Origin of the sequence: Enterococcus sp. AZ080 (genome assembly GCF_051714945.1) — a bacterium.
GTDB lineage: Bacteria > Bacillota > Bacilli > Lactobacillales > Enterococcaceae > Enterococcus_B > Enterococcus_B pernyi.
This window is the reverse complement of the sequence record NZ_JBIOSV010000001.1, coordinates 764,092-785,760: the sequence shown is the minus strand read 5'-3', so window position 1 is coordinate 785,760 and position 21,669 is coordinate 764,092. Positions and strand designations below refer to the sequence as shown.

Annotated in this window: 18 protein-coding genes; 3 read left to right on the top strand and 15 right to left on the bottom strand. The window is 39.4% G+C overall.

Annotated features, from left to right (window positions below; translation table 11 throughout):
• Positions 1-21: 21 nt before the first annotated feature.
• Positions 22-327 (top strand): hypothetical protein, encoded by a 306-nt coding sequence (locus IGK01_RS03635; RefSeq protein WP_010736056.1) that lies wholly within the window; start codon positions 22-24, stop codon positions 325-327.
• A 28-nt stretch (positions 328-355) separates the two neighbouring features.
• A complete protein-coding gene (locus IGK01_RS03630; RefSeq protein ID WP_023519264.1) occupies positions 356-1,660 on the top strand; it encodes a PTS sugar transporter subunit IIC in 1,305 nt (434 codons plus the stop codon).
• A gap of 157 nt (positions 1,661-1,817) precedes the next feature.
• Here IGK01_RS03630 and IGK01_RS03625 read toward each other — a convergent pair whose 3' ends face one another.
• The 12 genes from IGK01_RS03625 to IGK01_RS03570 form a co-directional block, all read right to left on the bottom strand.
• Positions 1,818-4,037: a M60 family metallopeptidase gene (locus IGK01_RS03625; protein WP_438840502.1), complete on the bottom strand. Its 2,220-nt coding sequence runs from the start codon at positions 4,035-4,037 to the stop codon at positions 1,818-1,820.
• A gap of 693 nt (positions 4,038-4,730) precedes the next feature.
• Positions 4,731-4,994, bottom strand: a complete 264-nt coding sequence (locus IGK01_RS03620; RefSeq protein ID WP_010736059.1) for a type B 50S ribosomal protein L31 — start codon at positions 4,992-4,994, stop codon at positions 4,731-4,733.
• 96 nt (positions 4,995-5,090) lie between these two features.
• On the bottom strand, positions 5,091-6,386 hold the full coding sequence (rho, locus tag IGK01_RS03615) for a transcription termination factor Rho (RefSeq protein ID WP_010736060.1): 1,296 nt from the start codon (positions 6,384-6,386) through the stop codon (positions 5,091-5,093).
• Positions 6,383-7,654, bottom strand: coding sequence for a UDP-N-acetylglucosamine 1-carboxyvinyltransferase (locus IGK01_RS03610; protein WP_137072045.1), 1,272 nt, complete (start codon positions 7,652-7,654; stop codon positions 6,383-6,385). Before IGK01_RS03610 ends, rho begins: the two co-directional genes overlap by 4 nt.
• 172 nt (positions 7,655-7,826) lie before the next feature.
• Positions 7,827-8,696 carry a class II fructose-bisphosphate aldolase gene (locus IGK01_RS03605; protein WP_010736062.1) on the bottom strand — a complete coding sequence of 290 codons (870 nt, stop codon included), beginning with the start codon at positions 8,694-8,696 and terminating at the stop codon, positions 7,827-7,829.
• A 262-nt stretch (positions 8,697-8,958) separates the two neighbouring features.
• Positions 8,959-10,569, bottom strand: coding sequence for a CTP synthase (locus tag IGK01_RS03600; RefSeq protein ID WP_010736063.1), 1,611 nt, complete (start codon positions 10,567-10,569; stop codon positions 8,959-8,961).
• A gap of 656 nt (positions 10,570-11,225) precedes the next feature.
• Entirely contained in the window at positions 11,226-12,566 is a 1,341-nt protein-coding gene (glnA, locus tag IGK01_RS03595) for a type I glutamate--ammonia ligase (RefSeq protein WP_010736064.1), read from the bottom strand.
• Between the two features lie 29 nt (positions 12,567-12,595).
• Positions 12,596-12,991 (bottom strand): MerR family transcriptional regulator, encoded by a 396-nt coding sequence (locus IGK01_RS03590; RefSeq protein ID WP_010736065.1) that lies wholly within the window; start codon positions 12,989-12,991, stop codon positions 12,596-12,598.
• Positions 12,992-13,160: 169 nt separating this feature from the next.
• Positions 13,161-14,405 (bottom strand): GTPase HflX, encoded by a 1,245-nt coding sequence (gene hflX / locus IGK01_RS03585; protein WP_010736066.1) that lies wholly within the window; start codon positions 14,403-14,405, stop codon positions 13,161-13,163.
• Entirely contained in the window at positions 14,402-15,325 is a 924-nt protein-coding gene (gene miaA, locus IGK01_RS03580) for a tRNA (adenosine(37)-N6)-dimethylallyltransferase MiaA (protein WP_010736067.1), read from the bottom strand. Before miaA ends, hflX begins: the two co-directional genes overlap by 4 nt.
• A 7-nt stretch (positions 15,326-15,332) precedes the next feature.
• Entirely contained in the window at positions 15,333-16,067 is a 735-nt protein-coding gene (locus tag IGK01_RS03575) for a glycerophosphodiester phosphodiesterase (RefSeq protein WP_010736068.1), read from the bottom strand.
• A gap of 134 nt (positions 16,068-16,201) precedes the next feature.
• The gene (locus tag IGK01_RS03570) at positions 16,202-16,666 is read right to left on the bottom strand and encodes a hypothetical protein (RefSeq protein ID WP_371740687.1); all 465 of its coding nucleotides are present in this window, start codon (positions 16,664-16,666) and stop codon (positions 16,202-16,204) included.
• A gap of 243 nt (positions 16,667-16,909) precedes the next feature.
• On the opposite strand from IGK01_RS03570, the gene clpP reads away from it, so the two are divergent.
• A complete protein-coding gene (clpP, locus tag IGK01_RS03565) occupies positions 16,910-17,503 on the top strand; it encodes an ATP-dependent Clp endopeptidase proteolytic subunit ClpP (protein WP_010736070.1) in 594 nt (197 codons plus the stop codon).
• An 82-nt stretch (positions 17,504-17,585) separates the two neighbouring features.
• On the opposite strand, the gene IGK01_RS03560 is transcribed toward clpP, so the two are convergent.
• The 3 genes from IGK01_RS03560 to efrA form a co-directional block, all read right to left on the bottom strand.
• Positions 17,586-18,074, bottom strand: a complete 489-nt coding sequence (locus IGK01_RS03560; RefSeq protein WP_010736071.1) for a gamma carbonic anhydrase family protein — start codon at positions 18,072-18,074, stop codon at positions 17,586-17,588.
• A 72-nt stretch (positions 18,075-18,146) separates the two neighbouring features.
• Positions 18,147-19,907 (bottom strand): multidrug efflux ABC transporter subunit EfrB, encoded by a 1,761-nt coding sequence (gene efrB / locus IGK01_RS03555; protein WP_438840501.1) that lies wholly within the window; start codon positions 19,905-19,907, stop codon positions 18,147-18,149.
• A complete protein-coding gene (gene efrA, locus IGK01_RS03550; RefSeq protein ID WP_010736073.1) occupies positions 19,904-21,634 on the bottom strand; it encodes a multidrug efflux ABC transporter subunit EfrA in 1,731 nt (576 codons plus the stop codon). Before efrA ends, efrB begins: the two co-directional genes overlap by 4 nt.
• Between the last annotated feature and the right edge of the window lie 35 nt (positions 21,635-21,669).

Sequence of the window (21,669 nt, the reverse complement as noted above, 5' to 3'; positions counted from 1 at the left end):
TGGACAAAAGGAGGTCTCACCATGAATAATAAAGAAACAGTTCCATCAATCATTCATTTTGGGATGAAATCGGCTTGTTACTTGCTTCTTGCTTGTATCGTCAGTGGTATCTTCATTCCCTATTTATTCTATTTATTGCACTGGGAAGTTCGACTGGGTGTCTTTCTCTTTCTTCCTCCCTCTTTAGCTGCTGTCATCACTGGCAATTATTATTTTATTTCAACTAATACAGGTTTTACTAAAGGATGTATCCGAACATTTCTTATCGCTACAGTCTGTCTGATGTTCGTCGCTTATCTATGGTTGTATCAAGGCATCATCTTCTAAATTCTATCGATAAAAAAGGAGTGTCAATATGTTAACAAAGTTTACAGAAATCATTGAGCGTTATTTGGCAGGTCCAATGGCTACAATTGCCAACCAAAGACATTTACGTGCCATACGTGATGGGATCATAGCTACATTGCCACTAATTATCGTCGGTTCGTTTTTCTTGATCATTGCTTTTCCGCCCTTACCGCCCAGTTGGGGGATCTATCAGTTCTTGTCCGAAAATGCAGCAACTATTTTATTACCTTATCGCATGACCATGTATATCATGTCTCTATATGCGACATTTGGCATCGGTGCCAGTTTAGCCAAAACCTATAAACTAGATGTTGTTTCTGGTGGGTTACTCGCTACGATTGCTTTTTTGTTGACCTTTATCCCTGTCAATATTCCTCTTGAGGCTGCGGAAGCTGCTGGTACTTCTGGTTTTGTTTTGCCTATGGCCAATCTTGGCGGTGGTGGGATGTTTGTCGGAATCATTACTTCAATTTTTGCAGTCGAAGTGTATCGTTTGACGGATAAATCGAAATTTAAAATCACAATGCCTGAGCAAGTACCTCCTGCGGTCGCTCGTTCTTTCGAAGCATTAACGCCAACCTTGATCGTGATTTTAGTCATGGCATCGATCAGCTATTACATCGGCTTTGATTGGCACACTGCCGTTTCAAAAATTGTCAGCCCTTTGATCAGCGCAACCGATACGTTGCCGAGTGTCTTGTTGCTGATTTTTCTAATCACTTTCTTCTGGGCATTCGGTATCCATGGCGTATCCATCATTGGTTCACTTGCTCGCCCCTTATGGTTGCAGATCTTAGAATCCAATACAACTGCAGCAGCAGCTGGTGAGGCTTTACCCAATATTGCAGCTGAACCTTTTTATCAATGGTTTGTTTGGATCGGTGGCGCAGGTTGTACGATCGGTTTAGCGATTCTGCTTGCCTTCACAGCCAAATCAAAATATGCTTCAAAATTAGGTAAAGCAATCATCACTCCTTCTATTTTCAATATCAATGAGCCAGTTATCTTTGGCGTACCGATCGTATTGAATCCAACACTGATCATTCCGTTTATCTTTGCTCCAATGGTTTGCGCAACCATCGCTTGGTTTGCGACTAAACTAGGTTTAGTCAGTGCTGTTACCATCACCGCACCATGGACGCTCCCTGGTCCTATTGGTGCTTACTTAGCTACAGGTGGTGACTGGCGGGCAGCCGTATTGAACATTTTATTGATCATTCTTTCCATTTTCATGTATTATCCATTTGTTAAGATTTATGATAAAAATGAATTAGCAAAAGAACAGGCTTTAGAAACTGGAACACCAAGATAGACACCACTATCTAACTAATTTGAGAAATACTTAAAGTAAGTTTGAGTCAACTTCTTTTATTTCATAAAAACAGCACCTACTTTCCTTAAAGAAAGAAGTAGGTGCTATTTTTCATTACTGTTTTTTCATTCTAGCGAAACTGATTTGTTGTAACTTATTATTTCAATACCCAGACACTGCTTGTTTCGGGATTGCTATTGGTATTCCACCATTTTGCTTCATAGGTCTTTCCTTTGTAGACGACTCGGTCACCACCAGAATATGCTTTGATTGTTCTCCATTCTTCTGTTTGTGTTTTATCTACTTTCTCCCATGCCTGAGATGTATCAGGACGTTCACCTCTGACCCACCATTTAGCACGGTATTGGATGCCGTTATAAATCACTAAATCTCCTGCTGTGTAAATTTGGTCACTGCGCCAAGTATCTTGAATAACATTTTGCTCATTGGTCTTGATTATCACTGCCGGACTTTTTCCTGACTCATTACCTGCTCCATCATAAGCACTGACTTGATAAGTATAGCTAGTATTGCTTGCTAGATTTGTATCGGTGAAATTCAAGCCTGTTACTGAATTGATTTTCACCCCATCACGATAGATATTGTAGCCAGCCACACGTAAATTATCTGTCGCAGCAGTCCAAGTGATCTGTGCGGTATTTGTAGTAACAGTGCCTTGTGTCAAACCTGTAGGGATGCTTGGTGCTTCGTCATCTTTTTCTTCTTGTCGTGTAACAACCGTCAAGAAGCCCGTTTTTGCTGATTCATTACCTGCTTCATCATAAGCACTCACCTGATACACATATACTTCGTTACTCTTTAAATTTTCATCTAAATACTCTGGCTTATCCGTTGTTCCCACTTTTACGTTGTTCCGATAAACATTATACCCTTTGACTTTTGTGTTGTCTGATGATGGATTCCATGTTAATTTGACAGAATGACTTGTTACCTCATTCGCCGCAAGATCTGATGGAATCGTCGGTGCTTCTTTGTCATTATTGTTCGTACCACCATCGATATCTCCTACTTCACCTGTCATCTCATCTCGATACTCCCAGATTTTTTTAGTCAAGCTTGGTAGTTTTTCCATTTCAAGTCGACTTTCAGCAGTTACTTGAATACCCCATTTTTCAAAGAAAGGTTGTAAGTTCTGACCACTGATTTTTGAAGCCGCAACGACAAAATACTGACGTTTATCTTGTTCCGTAGGAAGGGCGCGTTGTTCATTTCGATACATTTTATGTAAATTAGGATAGAAATCTTCACCAAATGCTAATTCCAATTGCCAGAACATTCCTAATTTTGTCCAGATATCCTGGTCATCAAATTGTTTCTGTCCTGTTCCATTCAAATAGTTGAAAATAGTTGGATAACGATTATCTCTTTCTAGACGACTACGCTCGCTCAGTCCTTTTTCTGCGCGCAGAGAATAAATGTTTACTGTGACCTCCGTCAAGTCTTTCCAATTCATTCGTGATAATTGATACGTATGACCAAGTTCATGCCAAATTCCCCATTGTCCGATAGTCGTAGGATTCAGTACTGCTCTCATTGCATCTGAGGTGCTGTTATAAGCTGTATGTTGATAAAAAGCATACATATAATAGCCAGACTGAATGGTTTCTCGCAAATGCTGGAACAAACCAACTGGCTTTCGATGGACAGCAGAACTACCATCTAAACAAGACGTTTGATTATGGAATGTAATGACTTTCTCATGTGCATTAAGAATCGTCTCAGGATCCTTTGCATCCTGGAGTGTTCGATTCGATCCTGTCACTAACACACGGTCACCGACTAGTTCATAGCCTACTGCTGTCGGATTATCGGCAATCATTTTTGTCCATTCCTGCTGGGTTGTTTTACCAAGAATAAACCGAGGAATCTTTATCCCACCTTTGATTTCAATACTTAGTTTTCCTTGCGCTGTTTGACCAGATTCATTTCGAATGTGGATCAGACCGACTTGCGAACCAGAAATCACATTACGTCCCTTAACCAGTTGTGTTCCATTTGCCGACCCTTCCGAAAAACTCGTTAAAGCAGGTGTAGTAACTGTATATGTCGGCAGTTGTGTTTGATCAGTTGATTCATCTACGTATATCTCGATCACATCATTCCCACGCTTATATATTCCGGTCGATTGATTAGTACTCGGACCAAATGGATTATCTAAAATAGTTGATCTATATGTATTTAGATTCTCACTCTGTTTGAGTTCCAGTTTAGTAGAAATATTTTGATTTGTTTGTACGATTGCAGATATGGTAGCTTTTTCATTATCCCTCGAATGAATAACTTCATCTGCAGTAGTTATATCAGAAAACATAACTATTCCTAACAGTGCAGCGCTAAATAATAAACTTTTCTTCATTTTTAAAATAACTCCCCTAAAATTAATTTTTATTACAAAATAACTATAACATCTGAAAGAATATGTTATTTACCAATTTTTCATCACATCTAAAAAAAATGAAAAAAAATTTATTTTATTTATGCTTCAACTGATAATTACCTATAAAATTGCTGTTTATATCACTATCCTTATCAAACAATGATTTAAAAAAATAAGGAAAGAATAAACATGTTTTGTATATTTTGCCTATATAATAAAAAAACAGACTACTTGAATGACCTAGCCTCTGATAGAAACAGTTTTAGAATGTTTAAGCAAATAGATTTTTCTTATCTCTGGAATGTCCGCGTCTGATATGCATTCGACAGCAAGTATCTTTTCTTCTGATGTCGAATGCTGAATCATCGTTACTTGCAGAATATTCTTTATTTGGAAAAAGATTCTGAGCATACATCTACACATTAAAAAACTTAATTCATAAACCTATTATTATTTTTGAAAACGTAGGAAATTAACACGTACTTCTGTATACCAAGCGAATAAACCTAATGTTTAGAATTCTTCGTTAACAGCCAACCAGTGATCAGAAGAAACAGTAAATCGTTTTGCTGTTTTCATGAGTGGTACATTGGTATTTACAAAAGATCAAAAGCAAAAAACAGACTATCCTGATAGGATAGTCTGTTAAACCTTGACTTAACAATGGTTTGATTATTCTGCAGCGTTTTCGTCTTTGAGACCGTATTTTTTGTTGAAACGGTCCACACGTCCGTCTGCTTGTGTGAATTTTTGACGTCCAGTGTAGAATGGATGTGAGTCAGAAGTTACTTCGACACGGATGACTGGGTATGTATTACCGTCTTCCCATTCAACTGTTTCTTGTGAAGTTTTTGTTGAACCTGACAAGAATTTGAAACCAGTTGTAGAATCCAAAAATACGACTGGATGGTAATCTGGATGGATATTTTCTTTCATGCTATTCGCTCCTTTGCCCTGCTTCATTTGCTGAACCAGAGTTGATTTGTCGATTTACAACATTTACATCTTACCATGTTTCCTATAAGCTTGCAATTATCTTTTTAAATTTCTTGTGGGATTTTTTTTGCCAAAAGAAACATCTTGGAAATCTTTAAAAAATTGTTGGTTATTTTTAGTTTTTCGCAAGAAACGGATCAATTGTTCCGTATATTCTAATGAGTCGCCAATCATATGCTTACGGAGTTTCCAGATTTCTTCTAGCTGATCACTATCCATCAATAACTCTTCTTTACGAGTACCTGATTTTTTGATGTCGATGGCAGGGAAAATACGGCGTTCTGATAATTCACGAGATAGTTGTAATTCTAAGTTCCCTGTTCCTTTGAATTCTTCGTAGATGACATCATCCATCCGACTCCCAGTATCAACTAATGCCGTAGCCAAAATCGTTAAGCTACCGCCTTCTTCAATATTTCTGGCAGCGCCAAAGAATTTTTTCGGTTTGTACAATGCTGCAGGATCGATTCCTCCGCTCAATGTACGACCACTTGGTGGTACCACTAGATTATAAGCACGAGCTAAGCGAGTGATACTGTCCATCAAGATGACGACATCCCGTTTATCTTCAACTAAACGCATGGCACGCTCTAAAACCAATTCAGAAACCCGCGTGTGGTTTTGTGGTTGCAGATCAAATGTGGAAGAAACCACATCGCCTTTGACACTACGCTCAAGATCGGTTACTTCTTCAGGTCTTTCGTCGATCAATAGAACGATCAACTCCACTTCTGGATGATTTTCAGTGATCCCATTAGCGATTTCTTTTAAGATGGATGTTTTTCCTGCTTTCGGCGGTGCAACGATCAACCCACGTTGTCCAAAGCCAATCGGCGAGAAAATATCGATCATGCGTGTTGCAATTTGTTGCGGTGTCGTTTCTAAACGAAGTTGCTTCTCCGGATAAAGCGGCGTCAATGCTGGGAAATGCGGGCGCTCTTTCGCATCTTCAGGATCTCTCCCATTGACACTTTCAACGTGCATCAATCCGTAATATCGTTCTGATTCTTTAGGCGGTCTTGCTTTACCAGCTACTTTGTCACCGTTTCTTAAACTGAAGCGACGAATTTGGGAGGCAGAGATATAAATATCTTCGACACTTGGACCATAGTTGATCGGACGCAAAAAACCATAGCCGTCTTGTCCAACGATATCTAAAATCCCCTCCATATAGTAAAAGCCTTGTTTTTCAGCCTGAGCTCGAATAACAGCTAGGGATAATTCCTTTTTGTTCATCTTACTGTAATAAGGAATCTTGAATTCTTTTGCATAACTGTAAACATCTTTTAGTGTTTTGTTTTCCAGTTCGGCCATTGTCAAATAATCGCTCATTCGGCTTCCACTTCCTCCACCATTTTGATACTTGCTCCGATTGCTGTTAATTTCTCGATGATATGATCATAACCACGCAAAATATATTCGACATTATAAATCGTTGTCGTGCCTTCTGCCATCAATCCTGCAATCACTAAACAAGCCCCTGCGCGTAGATCTGAAGCAACAACTTCAGCGCCATGGAGTTTATTCGGCCCATTCAGGATGATCATATTACCTTCTACTGAGATATCAGCACCCATTCGTGCTAATTCAGGAACATGATTCACTCGCTTCGAATAGATCGTATCCACGATCTCAGCAGTTCCAGTAGTCATCAATAATAACGGTGTCAACGGTTGTTGTAAGTCTGTGGCAAAACCTGGATACGGATAAGTCATCACATTCGCGGCTTTTAAATTCTTTGAAGGATAAACTTCGATCTCGTCTTCACTGATTTTCATGCTCACACCGATTTCTTGAAGTTTAGCAATAAAACTTTCAAGATGCTCATAGATCACATTCTTGATTTTTACGCCATTTCCTGCGGCAGCAGCTACAGCCAAATAAGTCCCTGCTTCGATACGGTCAGGAATCATGAAATGGCGGCAGCCATGCAGTTCTTCTACTCCTTCAATACGAATCACGTCAGTACCTGCTCCACGTATCTTGGCACCCATATTGTTCAATAATGTCGCAACATCAATGATTTCAGGTTCACGCGCCGCATTTTCGATTGTCGTCTGTCCATTTGCTTTCACTGCTGCTAACATGATATTGATCGTTGCACCAACAGAAATCACATCCATAAACACACGATTTCCATTAAGCGTTTTGTTTTCTGTTCGTAAGTACATCGCACCATGTTCATTTGTGACTTTTGCTCCTAACGCTTCAAACCCTTTGATATGAAGGTCGATTGGACGCGGACCAAGGTAACAGCCGCCTGGTAGACCAACAACTGCTTCGCCAAATTTAGCTAATAAGGTGCCCATAAAATAGTAAGAAGCACGCAAGCTATTGATCTTCCCACTTGGCATCGGTACTGAAACGACACCACGTGGATCGATTTCTAATACATTGTTTTCAAAACGGACAGTTGCGCCCATGATTTCTAAAATTTCTATCAATGAATGAACATCTTGAATGTCAGGTACACCTTCCAAGATCACAGGAGAATCTGCTAAAATCGCTGCTGGTATCAAGGCAACTGCACTATTTTTAGCACCACTGATCGTTACTTCACCAGTCAATGGACGATTTCCTTCGATGATTATTTTTTTCATTTGTTCCCCACCTTGTTTATTCCTCAAATTTATACATATGCTTGTATTTTATCATAGATGAAACGAAGAAACGAGTATCGTTCCTTTTATTTAAATAAAAAAAGAGAACAATCGCCGGATCGGCACATTGTTCTCTTCTATCAGTTATCTCGTTCGATCTAACTTTTATCGATTATGCTTTGTTAGCAGAACCGAACCAGTCGATATGAGATTCAGCATCTTTAACGATTGCTGCTTTACCTGGTGCTAATAATTTACGAGGGTCAAATCCTTTACCTTCGCGGTCTTTACCAGCTTCGATATATTCACGAGTTGCTGCAGCAAATGATAATTGGAATTCAGTGTTCACATTTACTTTAGAAATACCCATTGAGATAGCTTTTTCGATTTGATCTTGAGGAATACCAGATCCGCCGTGTAATACTAAAGGTACATCTGAACCTACAGCATCAGCAATTGCTTGTAAGTGATCAAATGCTAATCCGCTCCAGTTTTCTGGATATTGACCGTGGATGTTACCAATACCACATGCTAAGTAGTCAATACCTGTTGCTACCATTTGTTTACATTCTTCGATGTCTGCTAATTCACCTGTTCCGATGATTCCATCTTCTTCTCCACCGATTGAACCAACTTCACACTCAACTGAGATTCCTTTAGCGTGAGCTTTTTCAACAACGTCTCTAGCTAATTTCAAGTTTTCTTCGAATGGTAAATGAGAACCATCGAACATAACTGAAGTATAGCCAACTTCGATACATTCTAATGCAGCATCGTAGTCACCGTGGTCTAAATGGATTGCCACTGGAACAGTGATGTTCATTGATTCAACTAAATTAGTGATCATGTCTTTACATACTTTGTAACCACCCATGTATTTAGCTGCACCCATTGAAGTTTGGATAAGTACTGGTGCTTTTTTAGCTTCAGCTGCTTCTAAGATCGCTTGAGTCCATTCTAAGTTGTTTGTGTTGAACCCGCCGACAGCATAACCGCCTTTACGAGCAGCTTGTAAAAATTCAGCTCCTGATACTACTGGCATAATAAATTCCTCCTAAATTTTGTGAAAACTAAATTTGTTAAGATGATCCTTAACCAACGAACCTATTTTACCAAACATTTCACTAGTTTTCTACTAAAATCAATAAAAATGAAAATTTTCAAGACGCTTTTTTCATTAAATAAATAAAATCCACCGAAATATCGTAGGTAAAAGGTTCTCTATAAACATTTAAAATATTTATTAATAACAATTCTAATAATTTGACACTCGCTGATTTTGACGGATCAATTCCTAGTATTTTTTATTTTGATTCGCGTTCCGTTAACGAAGCACCAACAAATGCTTTGATCAATTTTTGCGGACGGTTTGGACGTGAAATCAATTCTGGATGGAATTGACAACCAACAAAGAATTTCTTATCTGTGATCTCAACGATCTCAACTAAACGATTGTCTGGAGATACACCTGAGAAGACTAAGCCATGTTCTTCAAATTGTTGACGGTATTTATTGTTGAATTCATAGCGATGACGATGACGTTCTTGAACCACTTCTGCCCCATCATAAGCTGTAGCAGTAGTCGTGCCTTTTTTGACTTTACATGGATAAAGCCCTAAACGTAATGTTCCACCAAGATTTTCAATGTTTTCTTGATCTGCCATCAAGTCGATGATGTTGTTTGCAGTTTCTGGAATCGTTTCTGCTGAAGCAGCGTCTTCTAGACCTACAACGTTACGTGCAAATTCAACACACGCCATTTGCATCCCTAAACAAATTCCTAAGAATGGGACATCATTTTCACGAGCATAACGAATGGCTTCGATTTTCCCTTCGATTCCTCGATCACCAAAACCACCTGGTACTAAGATCCCATCGGCCTCTTTCAATCGTTCATCCACATTTTCACTCGTTAACTCATGGGCTTTTACCCAATCCAATTCGATATCCGCATCAAACGCAAAACCTGAGTGTTTCAATGCTTCAACAACTGAGATATACGCATCAGGTAATTCAACATATTTCCCTACTAAAGCAATGCGAACTTTTTTCTTCAAGTTCAAGACACGATTTTCTAATGCTTTCCATTCGGTCATATCTGCTTCTGGTGTTGAAAGCTTCAAATGATCACAAACGATCCGATCCATTCCTTGTGATTGCAATAATAACGGGATTGAATATAGTGTATCTACGTCTGGTGATTCGATTACTGCTTCTGGTTCAACGTCACAAAATTGTGCCAATTTATTTTTGACATCTTGAGATACTGGTTGCTCTGTGCGCACGACTAAGATGTTTGGTTGGATACCTAATCCACGTAACTCTTTCACGCTATGTTGTGTTGGTTTAGTTTTCATTTCACCAGCCGCTTTTAAATAAGGAATCAACGTTGTATGGATATACATCACGTTATCAGAGCCAACATCAGCTTTCATTTGACGCAATGCTTCTAAGAATGGCAGTGATTCAATATCCCCAACTGTGCCGCCGACCTCTGTAATAATGATATCTGAGTCAGTCATTTTAGCTGCACGCATGATTTTTTCTTTGATTTCATTCGTAATATGCGGAATCACTTGGACAGTTGCGCCTAAGTACTCCCCTTTACGTTCTTTACGCAAGACTTCTGAATAAATTTTTCCTGTCGTCACATTGGAGTATTTGTTCAAGTTGATGTCAATAAAACGTTCGTAGTGGCCTAAGTCCAAATCCGTTTCTGCTCCATCATCTGTAACGAAAACTTCTCCGTGTTGGTATGGACTCATTGTTCCTGGGTCCACGTTGATGTATGGATCAAATTTTTGGATCGTTACTTTCAATCCACGATTTTTCAACAAACGGCCTAAAGATGCTGCTACGATCCCTTTACCAATCGATGAAACCACGCCGCCTGTCACAAAAATGTATTTTGTCATATGTTCAAAAACTCCTTCTTGTTTTATCTGCAGGAAAAGTCTAAGAAAATAAATAAGGCTCCCTATCCTTCTAAAGAATAGGGAGCGTTGATTTCTGTAAACTTCTGACCCTCTAAAAGGGTGCCCAAGGTGTATATTACAAGCTATCTAAACGAAAGTCAAGTATTCAATTACGTTTATACCTACTTGATGGATAAAAGCACTTTCACTGACGTCAATACATTAAGTCCTATGAAACGGAATAAAAATAGTGAAAAAAATATTACTATATATATCGAAATAGTTGGAACAAAAAATCTCATAAACGATCAAATAATCGCTTTATAGGAAAATTTTATTTGGATGTCACCCTTTTTACTCCTTTCCATACTCTATCAAAGCAGGTAATAGGAAAGTTTTCTCAGGATCCACTGCAAGCGAGCCACAAGGCCAAAAATTCACACTCCAGTGATGAAGAAAAAAAGCGTCTGAGACATTAGTCCTCTTGTACCACCTAAAACCGAATAAACGGCAGAAACAGAAGTAACCTCTTTGGAAATAAGGCGCCATCCACAAAAATTTGAAGAACAATTTTCGTGGATAGCGCCTTATTTCTCGAGGCTGAACACTTCTGTCACGACCTCTTCTATACTTTTCTTTGATTTAACGGGATTTTATTAGTAAAGCTCTAAATATTGTTCTCTTTCCCATTCAGAAACGGTTTGTCTAAAGGCAGCCCATTCCAGACGTTTTGCTTCCACAAAGTTCGCAAAGATATGATTGCCTAACGCATCGATCATCACTTTGTCTTTGCGCAATTCTTTGATGGCATTGTGGATCGTTGATGGAAGATCTTGGATTTGCGCTTCTTCACGTTCTTCTTCGTTCATCACGTAGATGTTACGATCAACAGCCGGTGGTGGTGTCAATTCATTACGGATACCATCTAAACCTGCTTGTAGTAAAACAGCCATTGCTAGGTAAGGGTTCGCTGCTGGATCGACAGAACGTAATTCTAAACGAGTGGATAAACCACGAGATTCCGGTACACGTACCAATGGCGAACGATTACGTCCACTCCATGCCACGTAAACAGGTGCTTCGTAGCCTGGAACTAAACGTTTATAAGAGTTGACCGTTGGATTGCAGACCGCTGTATACGCGCGCGCATGTTTCAGTAAGCCACCTAAGAAATGATACGCAGTTTGACTTAATTCTAAATCTCCGTCTTTATCGTAAAAGGCATTTCCATCTTCATTGAATAAAGACATATTGCAGTGCATTCCAGAACCGTTGATCCCGAATAATGGTTTTGGCATGAAAGTCGCATGCAAGCCATGTTTACGAGCAATGGTTTTCACGACTAATTTAAACGTTTGGATATTGTCACAAGCATCCACGACATCTGCATATTTGAAGTCGATCTCGTGTTGTCCAGGAGCCACTTCATGGTGAGAAGCCTCCACTTCAAAACCTAAGCTTTCTAATTCCAATACGATATCTCGACGGCAATTTTCGCCTAGATCCGTTGGTGCAAAATCAAAGTAACCACCTTTGTCATTCAACGTCGTAGTGATGCCACCATCTTCATCTAATTTGAACAAGAAGAATTCTGGTTCAGGCCCTAAATTGAATGAGGTAAAGCCAAGTTTTTTCATATCATTTAATGAACGTTTCAGATTGCCACGAGGGTCACCAGCAAATGGAGTACCATCTGGATTATAAATGTCACAAATCAGGCGCGCCACTTTGCCGTGGTCGCTTTCCCATGGGAAAATCATCCAAGTAGAAAGATCAGGATACAAGTACATATCACTTTCTTCGATTCTGACAAATCCTTCAATCGAAGAACCATCAAACATCATTTTATTCTCAAGTACTTTGTCGATTTGACTCACTGGAACTTCAACATTTTTGATTGTTCCTAATATATCTGTAAACATCAAACGTAAAAAGCGTACGTTCTCATCCTCAATAATTCGTTTAATTTCTTCGCCTGTGATTTGTTTCTTTACCATGGTATCCCTCTTTCTTTTTTTTATTTCATTCAGTCAAAGTATTGACGTTGTTGCAAGCCTTGTGACTGATAATGTCCTGTTTTGGCTAACCCACCTTGAGCTAATATCTCATCACGGAAAATTTGACGAACGTCGTGATCGGTCAGCGGTTTTTTACTTTTTTCTTCTTGTTTTTTCGCCTGTGCCATTTCATAGACCCGTTTGATTCCAGCCATATTCAATCCTTCTGAAAGATAATCCTTGATTTCTAATAGAATATCGATATCATTCAATGAATACATGCGTCGATTTCCTTCACTTCGCTCGGGATGAACAAATTCCTGTTCTTCATAATACCTGATTTGTCGAGCAGTCAAGTCTGTTAGTTTCATAACTGTACCAATTGGAAATACTGACATTGAACGACGTAATTCCTTTTCTCCCATCTGACGTCTCCTTTCGTCCTATCAATTGAATAAAGTATACCAATCACAAAAAAGACTGTCAACCTCCCATGTTAGGTTTTCTTACATAAGGAGCAGTTTTTTTTATAAAAAAACTTGATCCACTTCTATATGAAGTCGATCAAGCTCGTTTTTTCTTATTATTTCATTTTTAAAATAACTCATCTTTTTTTAGCCATTTTGAATTTTTATTCGCAAACCCACGTACTTCATAGCTATTTTGTTCTTCAATGAAGTGTTCATCTAATACAAGTGTCTGCCGTCTCAACTCACTTAATGTTTGTCCTTGATCACTCGGCACAATTTTCGTATAAGGAAGCATCAACTCCATCAATTGCCGTTTGACGGCCTCGATCAAGCGTTCTTTCCCCTCTTGTGTCTGAGCAGAAATCAAGACATTCGGAAATAAAGTCGGTGTAAATCCTGCTGTGTCGATCTGGTCTGATTTATTATAGACAGTCAATACAGGCATTTCTTTCATATCTAACTCATCCATCAACTTTAAAACTGTTTGTTCTTGCAAGATTCGATCAGAAGAACTTGCATCGACAACATGAAGCAAGAGATCCATCCCTTGACTTTCTTCAAGGGTTGAATGGAACGCATCAATCAACTGGGTGGGCAGATCTTGGATAAAACCAACGGTATCCGTTACAGTCAATTCGAATCCTTCCGCAAAACGCCATTTTTTCGTCAGCGGATCAAGGGTGGCAAATAGTTGATCTTTCGCATATGATTCAGCTTGCGTCAATAAATTAAGGATTGTTGATTTACCCGCATTTGTGTAACCGATCAAACCAATTTGAAACACTTCGCTACTTTGTCTTTTTTGCCGATTACGTTCTCGATGGGCCTCCACTGCTTTTAGCTCTCTTTTTACGCCTAAGATCTTGTTGCGGATATGCCGACGATCCGTTTCCAGTTTCGTTTCTCCTGGTCCCCTTGTACCGATCCCACCACCAAGACGAGAAAGCGACTCACCTTGTCCAGCGAGACGAGGTAGTAGGTATTGCAATTGCGCCAATTCGACTTGCAGTTTCCCTTCTTTAGATCGCGCACGCATCGCAAAGATATCCAAGATCAATTGGACTCGATCAATGACCGGCGCCCCTACCGCATCGGTAATCAGCTGACTTTGACGCGGAGTCAATTCGTGGTTGAATATGACAAGATCTGCCTCATAAGCATCTGCTAATTGGGTCAATTCTTGAAGCTTTCCTTTACCGATCAACGTTTGACGATCCACTTGCGGTCGTTTTTGCGTGAGTCTATATACGACTTCACCAGCTGCTGTATCGATCAATTGTTCCAATTCTTTCATTGATTCAGCAAAATATCGCTGATTTTCTTCCGTTTCTACACCAACAATGATTACTTTTTCTTTTGCTTCTCTCATGTTCCCACCTCTTTCAGCCAACCTTCGATGGCATTTTCGATCTCTGCTAGATCTGTCGGTTTTTTCAAGAGATCGAACCAATGCGCCGTCAAACGATTACGAAACCAAGTCAGTTGTCGTTTGGCATAGCGCCGAGAGTTCAATTTGATTTGTTCGACTGCCTCATCTAGAGTGATGTTTTCTTCAAAATAAGGAAAGAATTCTTTATAGCCGATCCCTTGACTGGCTTGAACCGCCCCTAATTCATAGACCTTTCTTGCTTCTGCAATCAATCCCTCTGTGAGCATTTGATCCACTCGTTGGTTGATTCTACTATAAAGGAACTCACGCTCCGTATCCAGACCGATCATATAATAATCATACAAGCACTCAGGTCTATCTTTCGGTGCCATGATACTATAGCCTGTTGTCTCAAATACTTCTAATGCGCGAATCACTTTTCGCTGATTATTCCAATGGATTTTCCCCGCTGCAAGCGGATCGCGTTCATTCAAATAAGCCCAAAGTTTTTCTTTTCCTAGTTCTTCAGCCATTTTTTCATATTTCTCTCGAACAGTAGCATCCGTTTCTTCATTTGCTCCTAATTGAAAATCGTACAATAACGATTGAATATATAAACCGGTGCCACCAACGATGATCGGCAAATGTCCTCTTTCGGTGATTTCCTTGATCAACTTGCGACCTGCCTGTTGAAAATCCGCTGCCGAATACTGCTGGTCTGGCTCGATCACATCAATCAAATGATGAGGAATCCCCATCATTTCAGTTGGCTTGATTTTTGCCGTACCGATATCCAGATGTTTATAAATTTGTAAGGAATCTCCACTGATGATCTCGCCGTTGAATTTTTGGGCAAGTGTCACACTTAACGCTGTTTTACCAACTGCTGTGGGTCCTACGATCACTAATACTTTTTCCATATGGCTCCTACTTTTTCATTAATTGTTTAACATACCAAGCACGTTCAGGAAAGTCTGTGATGAGTGCATCCACAGGTTCCTTTAATCCTCTTTCAAGCTCTTCTGTCGTATTGACTGTCCAAAGACGAATACGCTTTGGAAACTCCTGTATTTCCTGAGGATGCGCAAATGCCCAAGTTGCTTTAGGGTGAAGACCTTCAATAAAAGGTAAGGTCTTAGCTAGATCTAATTTTTTCATTGAATCACTCATTAAAAGATCCAGTTGTGCGTCTGGTTCGATGACGGATAAACGTTCTAAGGAACGAAGGTTGAAACTACAATAAGCATGACGAAACGGCCACTCATTTTTTGTCATAAGTTCAGATACTTGTGCTTCGATCCCTTCATACTCATACTTGTCCGTTTTGATTTCGATCATCAATGTTCCTCGATAATTTTTTTGGAGAAGTAGCGAGAGTACTTCTTTTAGCGCAGGGATTTTCGCTGCTGGGAAATCTTTACTAAACCAACTGCCTGCATTCAATTTTTTCAGCTCTTCGAGAGTCTTTTCTCGAACAAGGCCTTTTCCATTGGTTGTTCGATCAACGGTTTCATCATGGATAACAATCAGTTGACCGTCCTTACTAAGATGGACATCTAGCTCGATCCCATCCACCCCCACTCTTACTGCTTCAGAAAAGGCGGGCAATGTATTTTCCGGATGGGTTCCTTTACTTCCTCGATGTGCATAAATCTGTACCATAGTCCTCACTCCGATCATCCCTATTTTACCACAGGAACAAAAAAGAAAAAGCTTGGACTCATTGTAAGTGCCCAAACTTTTACTTTATCAAAATGTTTAGTTTCTCTTATCCTTGAGTAAACAATATGTTTTGTTTAGCTCCACACATCATCTTTTGAGAAAAAGCCGATTGGTTGTCTCGTTGTATTTTTCAACTGGGATTTTTTCTCATTGATCATTGCGGTCAAATTATCTGTGAAATTTTCCAAAATGACACGCCCACCTTTGTAAGCATAGCCGCCGATCTTCATCGTTTCATCCGGTGAAAGAATCACTTTGCGATGAGCGATATTTTGGAATAATTCATCTAAAATGTAATTTGGTAAATAAAAATTATTTTGTGCAGAAAATGATTGCAAATACGCAAAGTCATCGATTGTGATATAACAATCGTCAAAAGCATCAAAGCTGACATATTCTTCCAACAAGCTCGCACGCTTTTGGAGAATCTCATTGATTTTTTTATTTAATTGATTCAATGTTTCGATTTCTTTGACTTTCAGTTCCAATTCGCGTCTACGTTGCTCTTTATTCTCAAGATGACGCATTTGGATCGCCATCCCTAAGTAGACTAAGATTGCTCCTACTAATACACCGATAAAACCTGTGATAGCAATTACCAATTACGGTTCCTCCTTCTTATTGATTTCTTTTTTATCATAACATAAACTCACTTTATGAGACTAGCTCTCGGAAAGTTTTTTCATTTGACCTTTATTGACCAAAAATGTATACTACTTTGTAGGTAATCAAAATCAATTTATGTTACACTATTTCTAAACAAATCAAGGAGGAACCTTATTATGAATTTAATTCCTACAGTTATTGAACAATCCTCACGTGGGGAAAGAGCCTACGATATTTACTCACGTTTATTGAAAGACCGCATCATCATGTTGAGTGGACAAGTAACAGATGATTTAGCAAACTCAATCATCGCACAATTGCTATTTCTAGATGCACAAGATTCTGAAAAAGACATTTACATCTATATCAACTCACCTGGTGGTTCTGTGACTGCTGGAATGGCCATCTATGACACAATGAATTTTGTCAAAGCAGATGTCCAAACAATCGTTATGGGGATGGCTGCTTCAATGGGAAGTTTCTTATTGACTGCCGGAACAAAAGGAAAACGATTTGCTTTACCAAATGCTGAAATCATGATCCACCAACCACTTGGTGGCGCACAAGGACAAGCAACAGAAATCGAAATCGCTGCACGTCATATCTTACAAACCCGCGAACGTTTGAATAAAATCTTAGCGGAACGTACTGGTCAACCAATCGAAGTGATTGAAAAAGACACAGATCGTGACAACTATATGACTGCTGAACAAGCCAAAGCATATGGCTTGATCGATGAAGTCATGGAAAACAGTGCTTCATTAAGCTAATCAACCTATCAAGATCAAAAAAGAAGGCCTTCATCCTTGGATGACAGACCTTCTTTTTTTGCTGTAAAAACATGTGTTAAAACTATTGTTGCCATTCTTTGAAGAATCCATCTGCATGTTTTTGTCCCATTTCGATATAATGTGTGATATTCTGTTTATTTTTTTGGATTTCTTCTTCTGTTAACGGACGGATTACCTTGGCTGGTCGACCAAAAGCTAAAACATTCGGTGGGATGATTTTTCCTTCTGTCACAAGTGAGCCTGCTCCGATCAAACTATTCTCACCGATGACTGCATGGTTCAAAACAGTCGCTCCCATACCGATCAACGCACCCTTTTCGATTTTACAACCATGCAGCATACATTGGTGTCCGACTGTGACATTTTCAGCGATCTCAACTGGTGCATCATGATCAACGTGTATGACTGTTCCGTCTTGTATATTGGTTCCTTTGCCGATCTTGATCCAATTGCTGTCGCCACGAACCACTGCTTGGTACCAAACTGTGACATCTTCTCCTAATTCTACATCACCGATAACCGTCGCATTATCTGCTATAAACCTTGCCATCTTTTTCCCTCTTTTCATTTATTGAAGAAAAAAGGTCCTAGAAGGCTGTTCGCCCCTAGAAACCTCTTGTCATTATTCCGCTGCTTCAGCAAATTGGCTGTTATAAAGTTTCTCATAGAAACCGCCTTTTGCTAATAAACTTTCATGTGTTCCTTTTTCAATGATTTGACCTTGATCCATCACTAAGATCAGATCGGCTTCACGGATCGTTGATAGACGGTGAGCGATCACAAAACTCGTTCGTCCTTCCATCACTTTATCCATTGCTTTTTGGATCAATGCTTCAAGTCTCGTATCAACGGAACTAGTCGCCTCATCCAGAATCAATATCTTCGGATCGGAAACAACCGCACGAGCAATCGTCAGCAATTGTTTTTGTCCCAACGAGACATTATCTCCTTCTGAATTGATCTCCATTTCATAACCATCAGGCATCGTTCGGATAAAATGATCGACATTCGCTGTTTTCGCTGCATCAACGATCTCATAATCCGTTGCATCTAATTTACCAAAACGAATGTTGTCGGCAATCGTTCCCTCGTACAACCAAGCATCTTGCAGTACCATCCCAAACATGGAACGAACATCACTTCGGCTCATCGCTTTCGTATCAATACCATCAATTTTGATCGCGCCATGCGTCACATCATAAAAACGCATCAATAAGTTGATCAATGTTGTTTTCCCAGCGCCCGTCGGTCCGACAACTGCCACCATTTGTCCAGCTTTCACCTCAAAGTTCAAGTCTTGGATCAAAGGTTTCTTCGGATCATAAGCAAAATCGACATGTTCAAACGAAACATTTCCTTGGATCGTTTCTGGCAAAGGAACATCGGTCTTGTTTTCTTTTTCCTCAGGTTCATCTAAAATCTCAAATACCCGTTTCGTGGCTGCGGATGCACTTTGCAATACGGAGGATAATTGCGTCACATTACCCATTGGTTGGCTGATTTGCCAAATATATTGGATAAAGGCTTGTAATTGCCCAACCACAATGACTCCAGAAATTACATAAAAGCTTCCTAAAACTGCCATACCGATATACGTAGCGTAGGCAGTTAATTGTACTAACGGCATCATCAATCCAGAAATAAAGGCTGCTCGAAACCCAAAATGTTTCAAGCTATGGTTGACCTTATGAAATCCTTCAAATGTTTCTTTCTCACGACCGTATACTTTTAACACACTGAATCCAGTCATGTTTTCCTGAACATAGCCATTTAATTCACCTAAAGAATTTTGCATTTCTTGGAAATATTTTTGAGAAGCATTGATCACTCGTTTAGATATCCAAATTGACGCTGGAATCATGATCATTGAAATCAACGCCATGACCGGTTGGATATAAAACATCATCGCTGCTGCCATCGTGATGCCCAAAATAGCATTGACAATACCGATAAAGGCTTGTTGCAAGGCGCCACTAACTGCATCTACATCATTCGTTACACGAGATAAAATATTTCCTTGTTGATTTTTATCGAAATAAGAAACCGGCAAACGATTGATTTTTTCTTCAATATCTCTACGCAAGTCTTTCATGGCACTCTGAACAACATTTGTCATCAATACCCCAGAAAGCAATTGAGAAATACTATAACCGGTACCAACCACCGCGATCCAAATCAAACAGTTGATGATATAAGAAAAATTGATTGCCTCATTATTCACTAGATTTTTGCTGATTTCTGTTGTTGGAAGCCCGACGACATAAGGCAATGCCGCATTGAAAGCCACCGTTAAAAATGTAAATAGTAGCACTAAGATAAACGTCAATCGGTAAGGACGGATATAGCGAGCTAAACGTTTAAAAGAAGCGAAGGTTTTTTTCATGCTAGTTCCTCCTTCGATAATTGAGAAGCGGCAATGTCGTAATAAATCGGACAATTTTCTAGTAGTTCACGATGCGTGCCCATACCTACTACTTCTCCTTCATTTAATACGATGATCTTATCGGCGTGCATGATAGTACCCACACGTTGGGCAACAATCAATACGGTTGATTCAGTTGTTTCTTTTTTCAGTCTTGCACGAAGTTTTGCATCCGTTTGATAATCAAGTGCTGAAAAACTATCATCGAAAATATAGATTTCTGGTCGGCGGATGATTGCCCGAGCAATGGCTAACCTTTGTTTCTGCCCACCTGAGAAGTTTGCGCCACCTTCAGAAAGATGTTCATCATAACCGTCCGCTTTTTTAGAAATAAAATCAGTAGCCTGCGCAATATCAGCCGCACGTTCCATTTCCTCTTGCGTTGCATCTTCTTTTCCGTATCTCAAGTTTTCAGCGATCGTCCCAGTAAACAATAGTGCTTTCTGTGGAATAAAACCGATTTTTTGTCTTAGTTTACTCAACTTGTACTTACGCACATCTACACCGTCAATCAGGATCTCACCATGAGTAACATCATAAAAACGTGGAATCAATTGGATCAATGTAGACTTCCCACTACCTGTACTACCAATAAATGCCACTGTTTCGCCAGGTGAAGCAGTAAAGCTGACGTTACGGATCACTGGTTCTTGCGAATGTCCAGGGTAAGCGAAGGTCACATTTTTAAATTCAATGTAGCCTTTCGTTTTTGTTTCCGCTATGCCATTTGGATCTTCAACAATAGCAGGCGTAGCATTTAAAGCTTCTTGGATACGACTAGCAGAGACTGCTGCTCGCGGATACATCATAAACACACTCGCAAACAACATAAATGAAAACAACGCGTGGAAAATATATTCAATAAAAGCAATTAGATTCCCTACTTGCAACTGTCCATCTGCAATTTGTAGCGTACCACTCCAAATAATCAAAATCATCACGATATTGAATAAAAAGAAAAAGCCAGGTTGGGCAACTGCCATTAAGCGAAAGAGACTTTTAGAACTTGAAGCATAGTTCTCGTTGACTTTTTCAAATCTTTTTTCTTCGAATTTTTCATTTACAAACGCGCGGATAACGCGTAGACCTGATAGGTTTTCACGTAAGATACTATTGATTCTGTCTAAATTCTTTTGTTGGATTTTTGATAAAGGTTCAGAAAATTTAGCAATCCCAACAACAGCTAATAATAAGAATGGTAATGCACCAATCACGTATAAACCAAGAGATGGACTTGTTCGCATAACCATATACAAACTAACAACAAACATCATCGGTGCCATAAAACCGATTCTTAAAATATTTTGTAGAAACAACATGATTTGATACGCATCATTGGTCGTACGAGTGATCAATGATGATACGCCTAGTGTTTCATACTCTTGATGTGAATACGTTTGGATATGTTTGAACAGATCATCACGAATGTCTGCAACGATATTCGTCGTGATCCTTGACCCAAAATAACCTAAAAATATATTCATTATGATCCCGATCACAGTGATCACGATCATCAATAGTCCTTGTTGTTTCACATAGTCAAAATCATCGTTGAGGATTCCAACATCGATCATGCGTGCTAAAATAGTTGGTAGACCTAGTTCGATCAGAATAAAGCCGAACACACAAATAAAATTCAACACCAAATATTTTTTGTAGCGCATGGTGTAATGCCACATTAACTTCACTTTATCATCTCCTTTAAATATTCTATCTTGCCATT

Excerpts from the sequence above, each read along its gene's own strand:
- rho (WP_010736060.1), bottom strand. The coding sequence starts at position 6,386 with ATGAGCGATTATTTGACAATGGCCGAACTGGAAAACAAAACACTAAAA.
- hflX (WP_010736066.1), bottom strand. The coding sequence starts at position 14,405 with ATGAGAGAAGCAAAAGAAAAAGTAATCATTGTTGGTGTAGAAACGGAA.
- miaA (WP_010736067.1), bottom strand. The coding sequence starts at position 15,325 with ATGGAAAAAGTATTAGTGATCGTAGGACCCACAGCAGTTGGTAAAACA.
- IGK01_RS03625 (WP_438840502.1), bottom strand. The coding sequence starts at position 4,037 with ATGAAGAAAAGTTTATTATTTAGCGCTGCACTGTTAGGAATAGTTATG.
- IGK01_RS03630 (WP_023519264.1), top strand. The coding sequence starts at position 356 with ATGTTAACAAAGTTTACAGAAATCATTGAGCGTTATTTGGCAGGTCCA.
- IGK01_RS03570 (WP_371740687.1), bottom strand. The coding sequence starts at position 16,666 with ATGGCGATCCAAATGCGTCATCTTGAGAATAAAGAGCAACGTAGACGC.
- IGK01_RS03575 (WP_010736068.1), bottom strand. The coding sequence starts at position 16,067 with ATGGTACAGATTTATGCACATCGAGGAAGTAAAGGAACCCATCCGGAA.
- IGK01_RS03560 (WP_010736071.1), bottom strand. The coding sequence starts at position 18,074 with ATGGCAAGGTTTATAGCAGATAATGCGACGGTTATCGGTGATGTAGAA.
- IGK01_RS03590 (WP_010736065.1), bottom strand. The coding sequence starts at position 12,991 with ATGGGAGAAAAGGAATTACGTCGTTCAATGTCAGTATTTCCAATTGGT.
- IGK01_RS03605 (WP_010736062.1), bottom strand. The coding sequence starts at position 8,696 with ATGCCAGTAGTATCAGGAGCTGAATTTTTACAAGCTGCTCGTAAAGGC.
- efrB (WP_438840501.1), bottom strand. The coding sequence starts at position 19,907 with ATGAAAAAAACCTTCGCTTCTTTTAAACGTTTAGCTCGCTATATCCGT.
- clpP (WP_010736070.1), top strand. The coding sequence starts at position 16,910 with ATGAATTTAATTCCTACAGTTATTGAACAATCCTCACGTGGGGAAAGA.
- IGK01_RS03620 (WP_010736059.1), bottom strand. The coding sequence starts at position 4,994 with ATGAAAGAAAATATCCATCCAGATTACCATCCAGTCGTATTTTTGGAT.
- IGK01_RS03635 (WP_010736056.1), top strand. The coding sequence starts at position 22 with ATGAATAATAAAGAAACAGTTCCATCAATCATTCATTTTGGGATGAAA.
- IGK01_RS03610 (WP_137072045.1), bottom strand. The coding sequence starts at position 7,654 with ATGAAAAAAATAATCATCGAAGGAAATCGTCCATTGACTGGTGAAGTA.
- IGK01_RS03600 (WP_010736063.1), bottom strand. The coding sequence starts at position 10,569 with ATGACAAAATACATTTTTGTGACAGGCGGCGTGGTTTCATCGATTGGT.
- glnA (WP_010736064.1), bottom strand. The coding sequence starts at position 12,566 with ATGGTAAAGAAACAAATCACAGGCGAAGAAATTAAACGAATTATTGAG.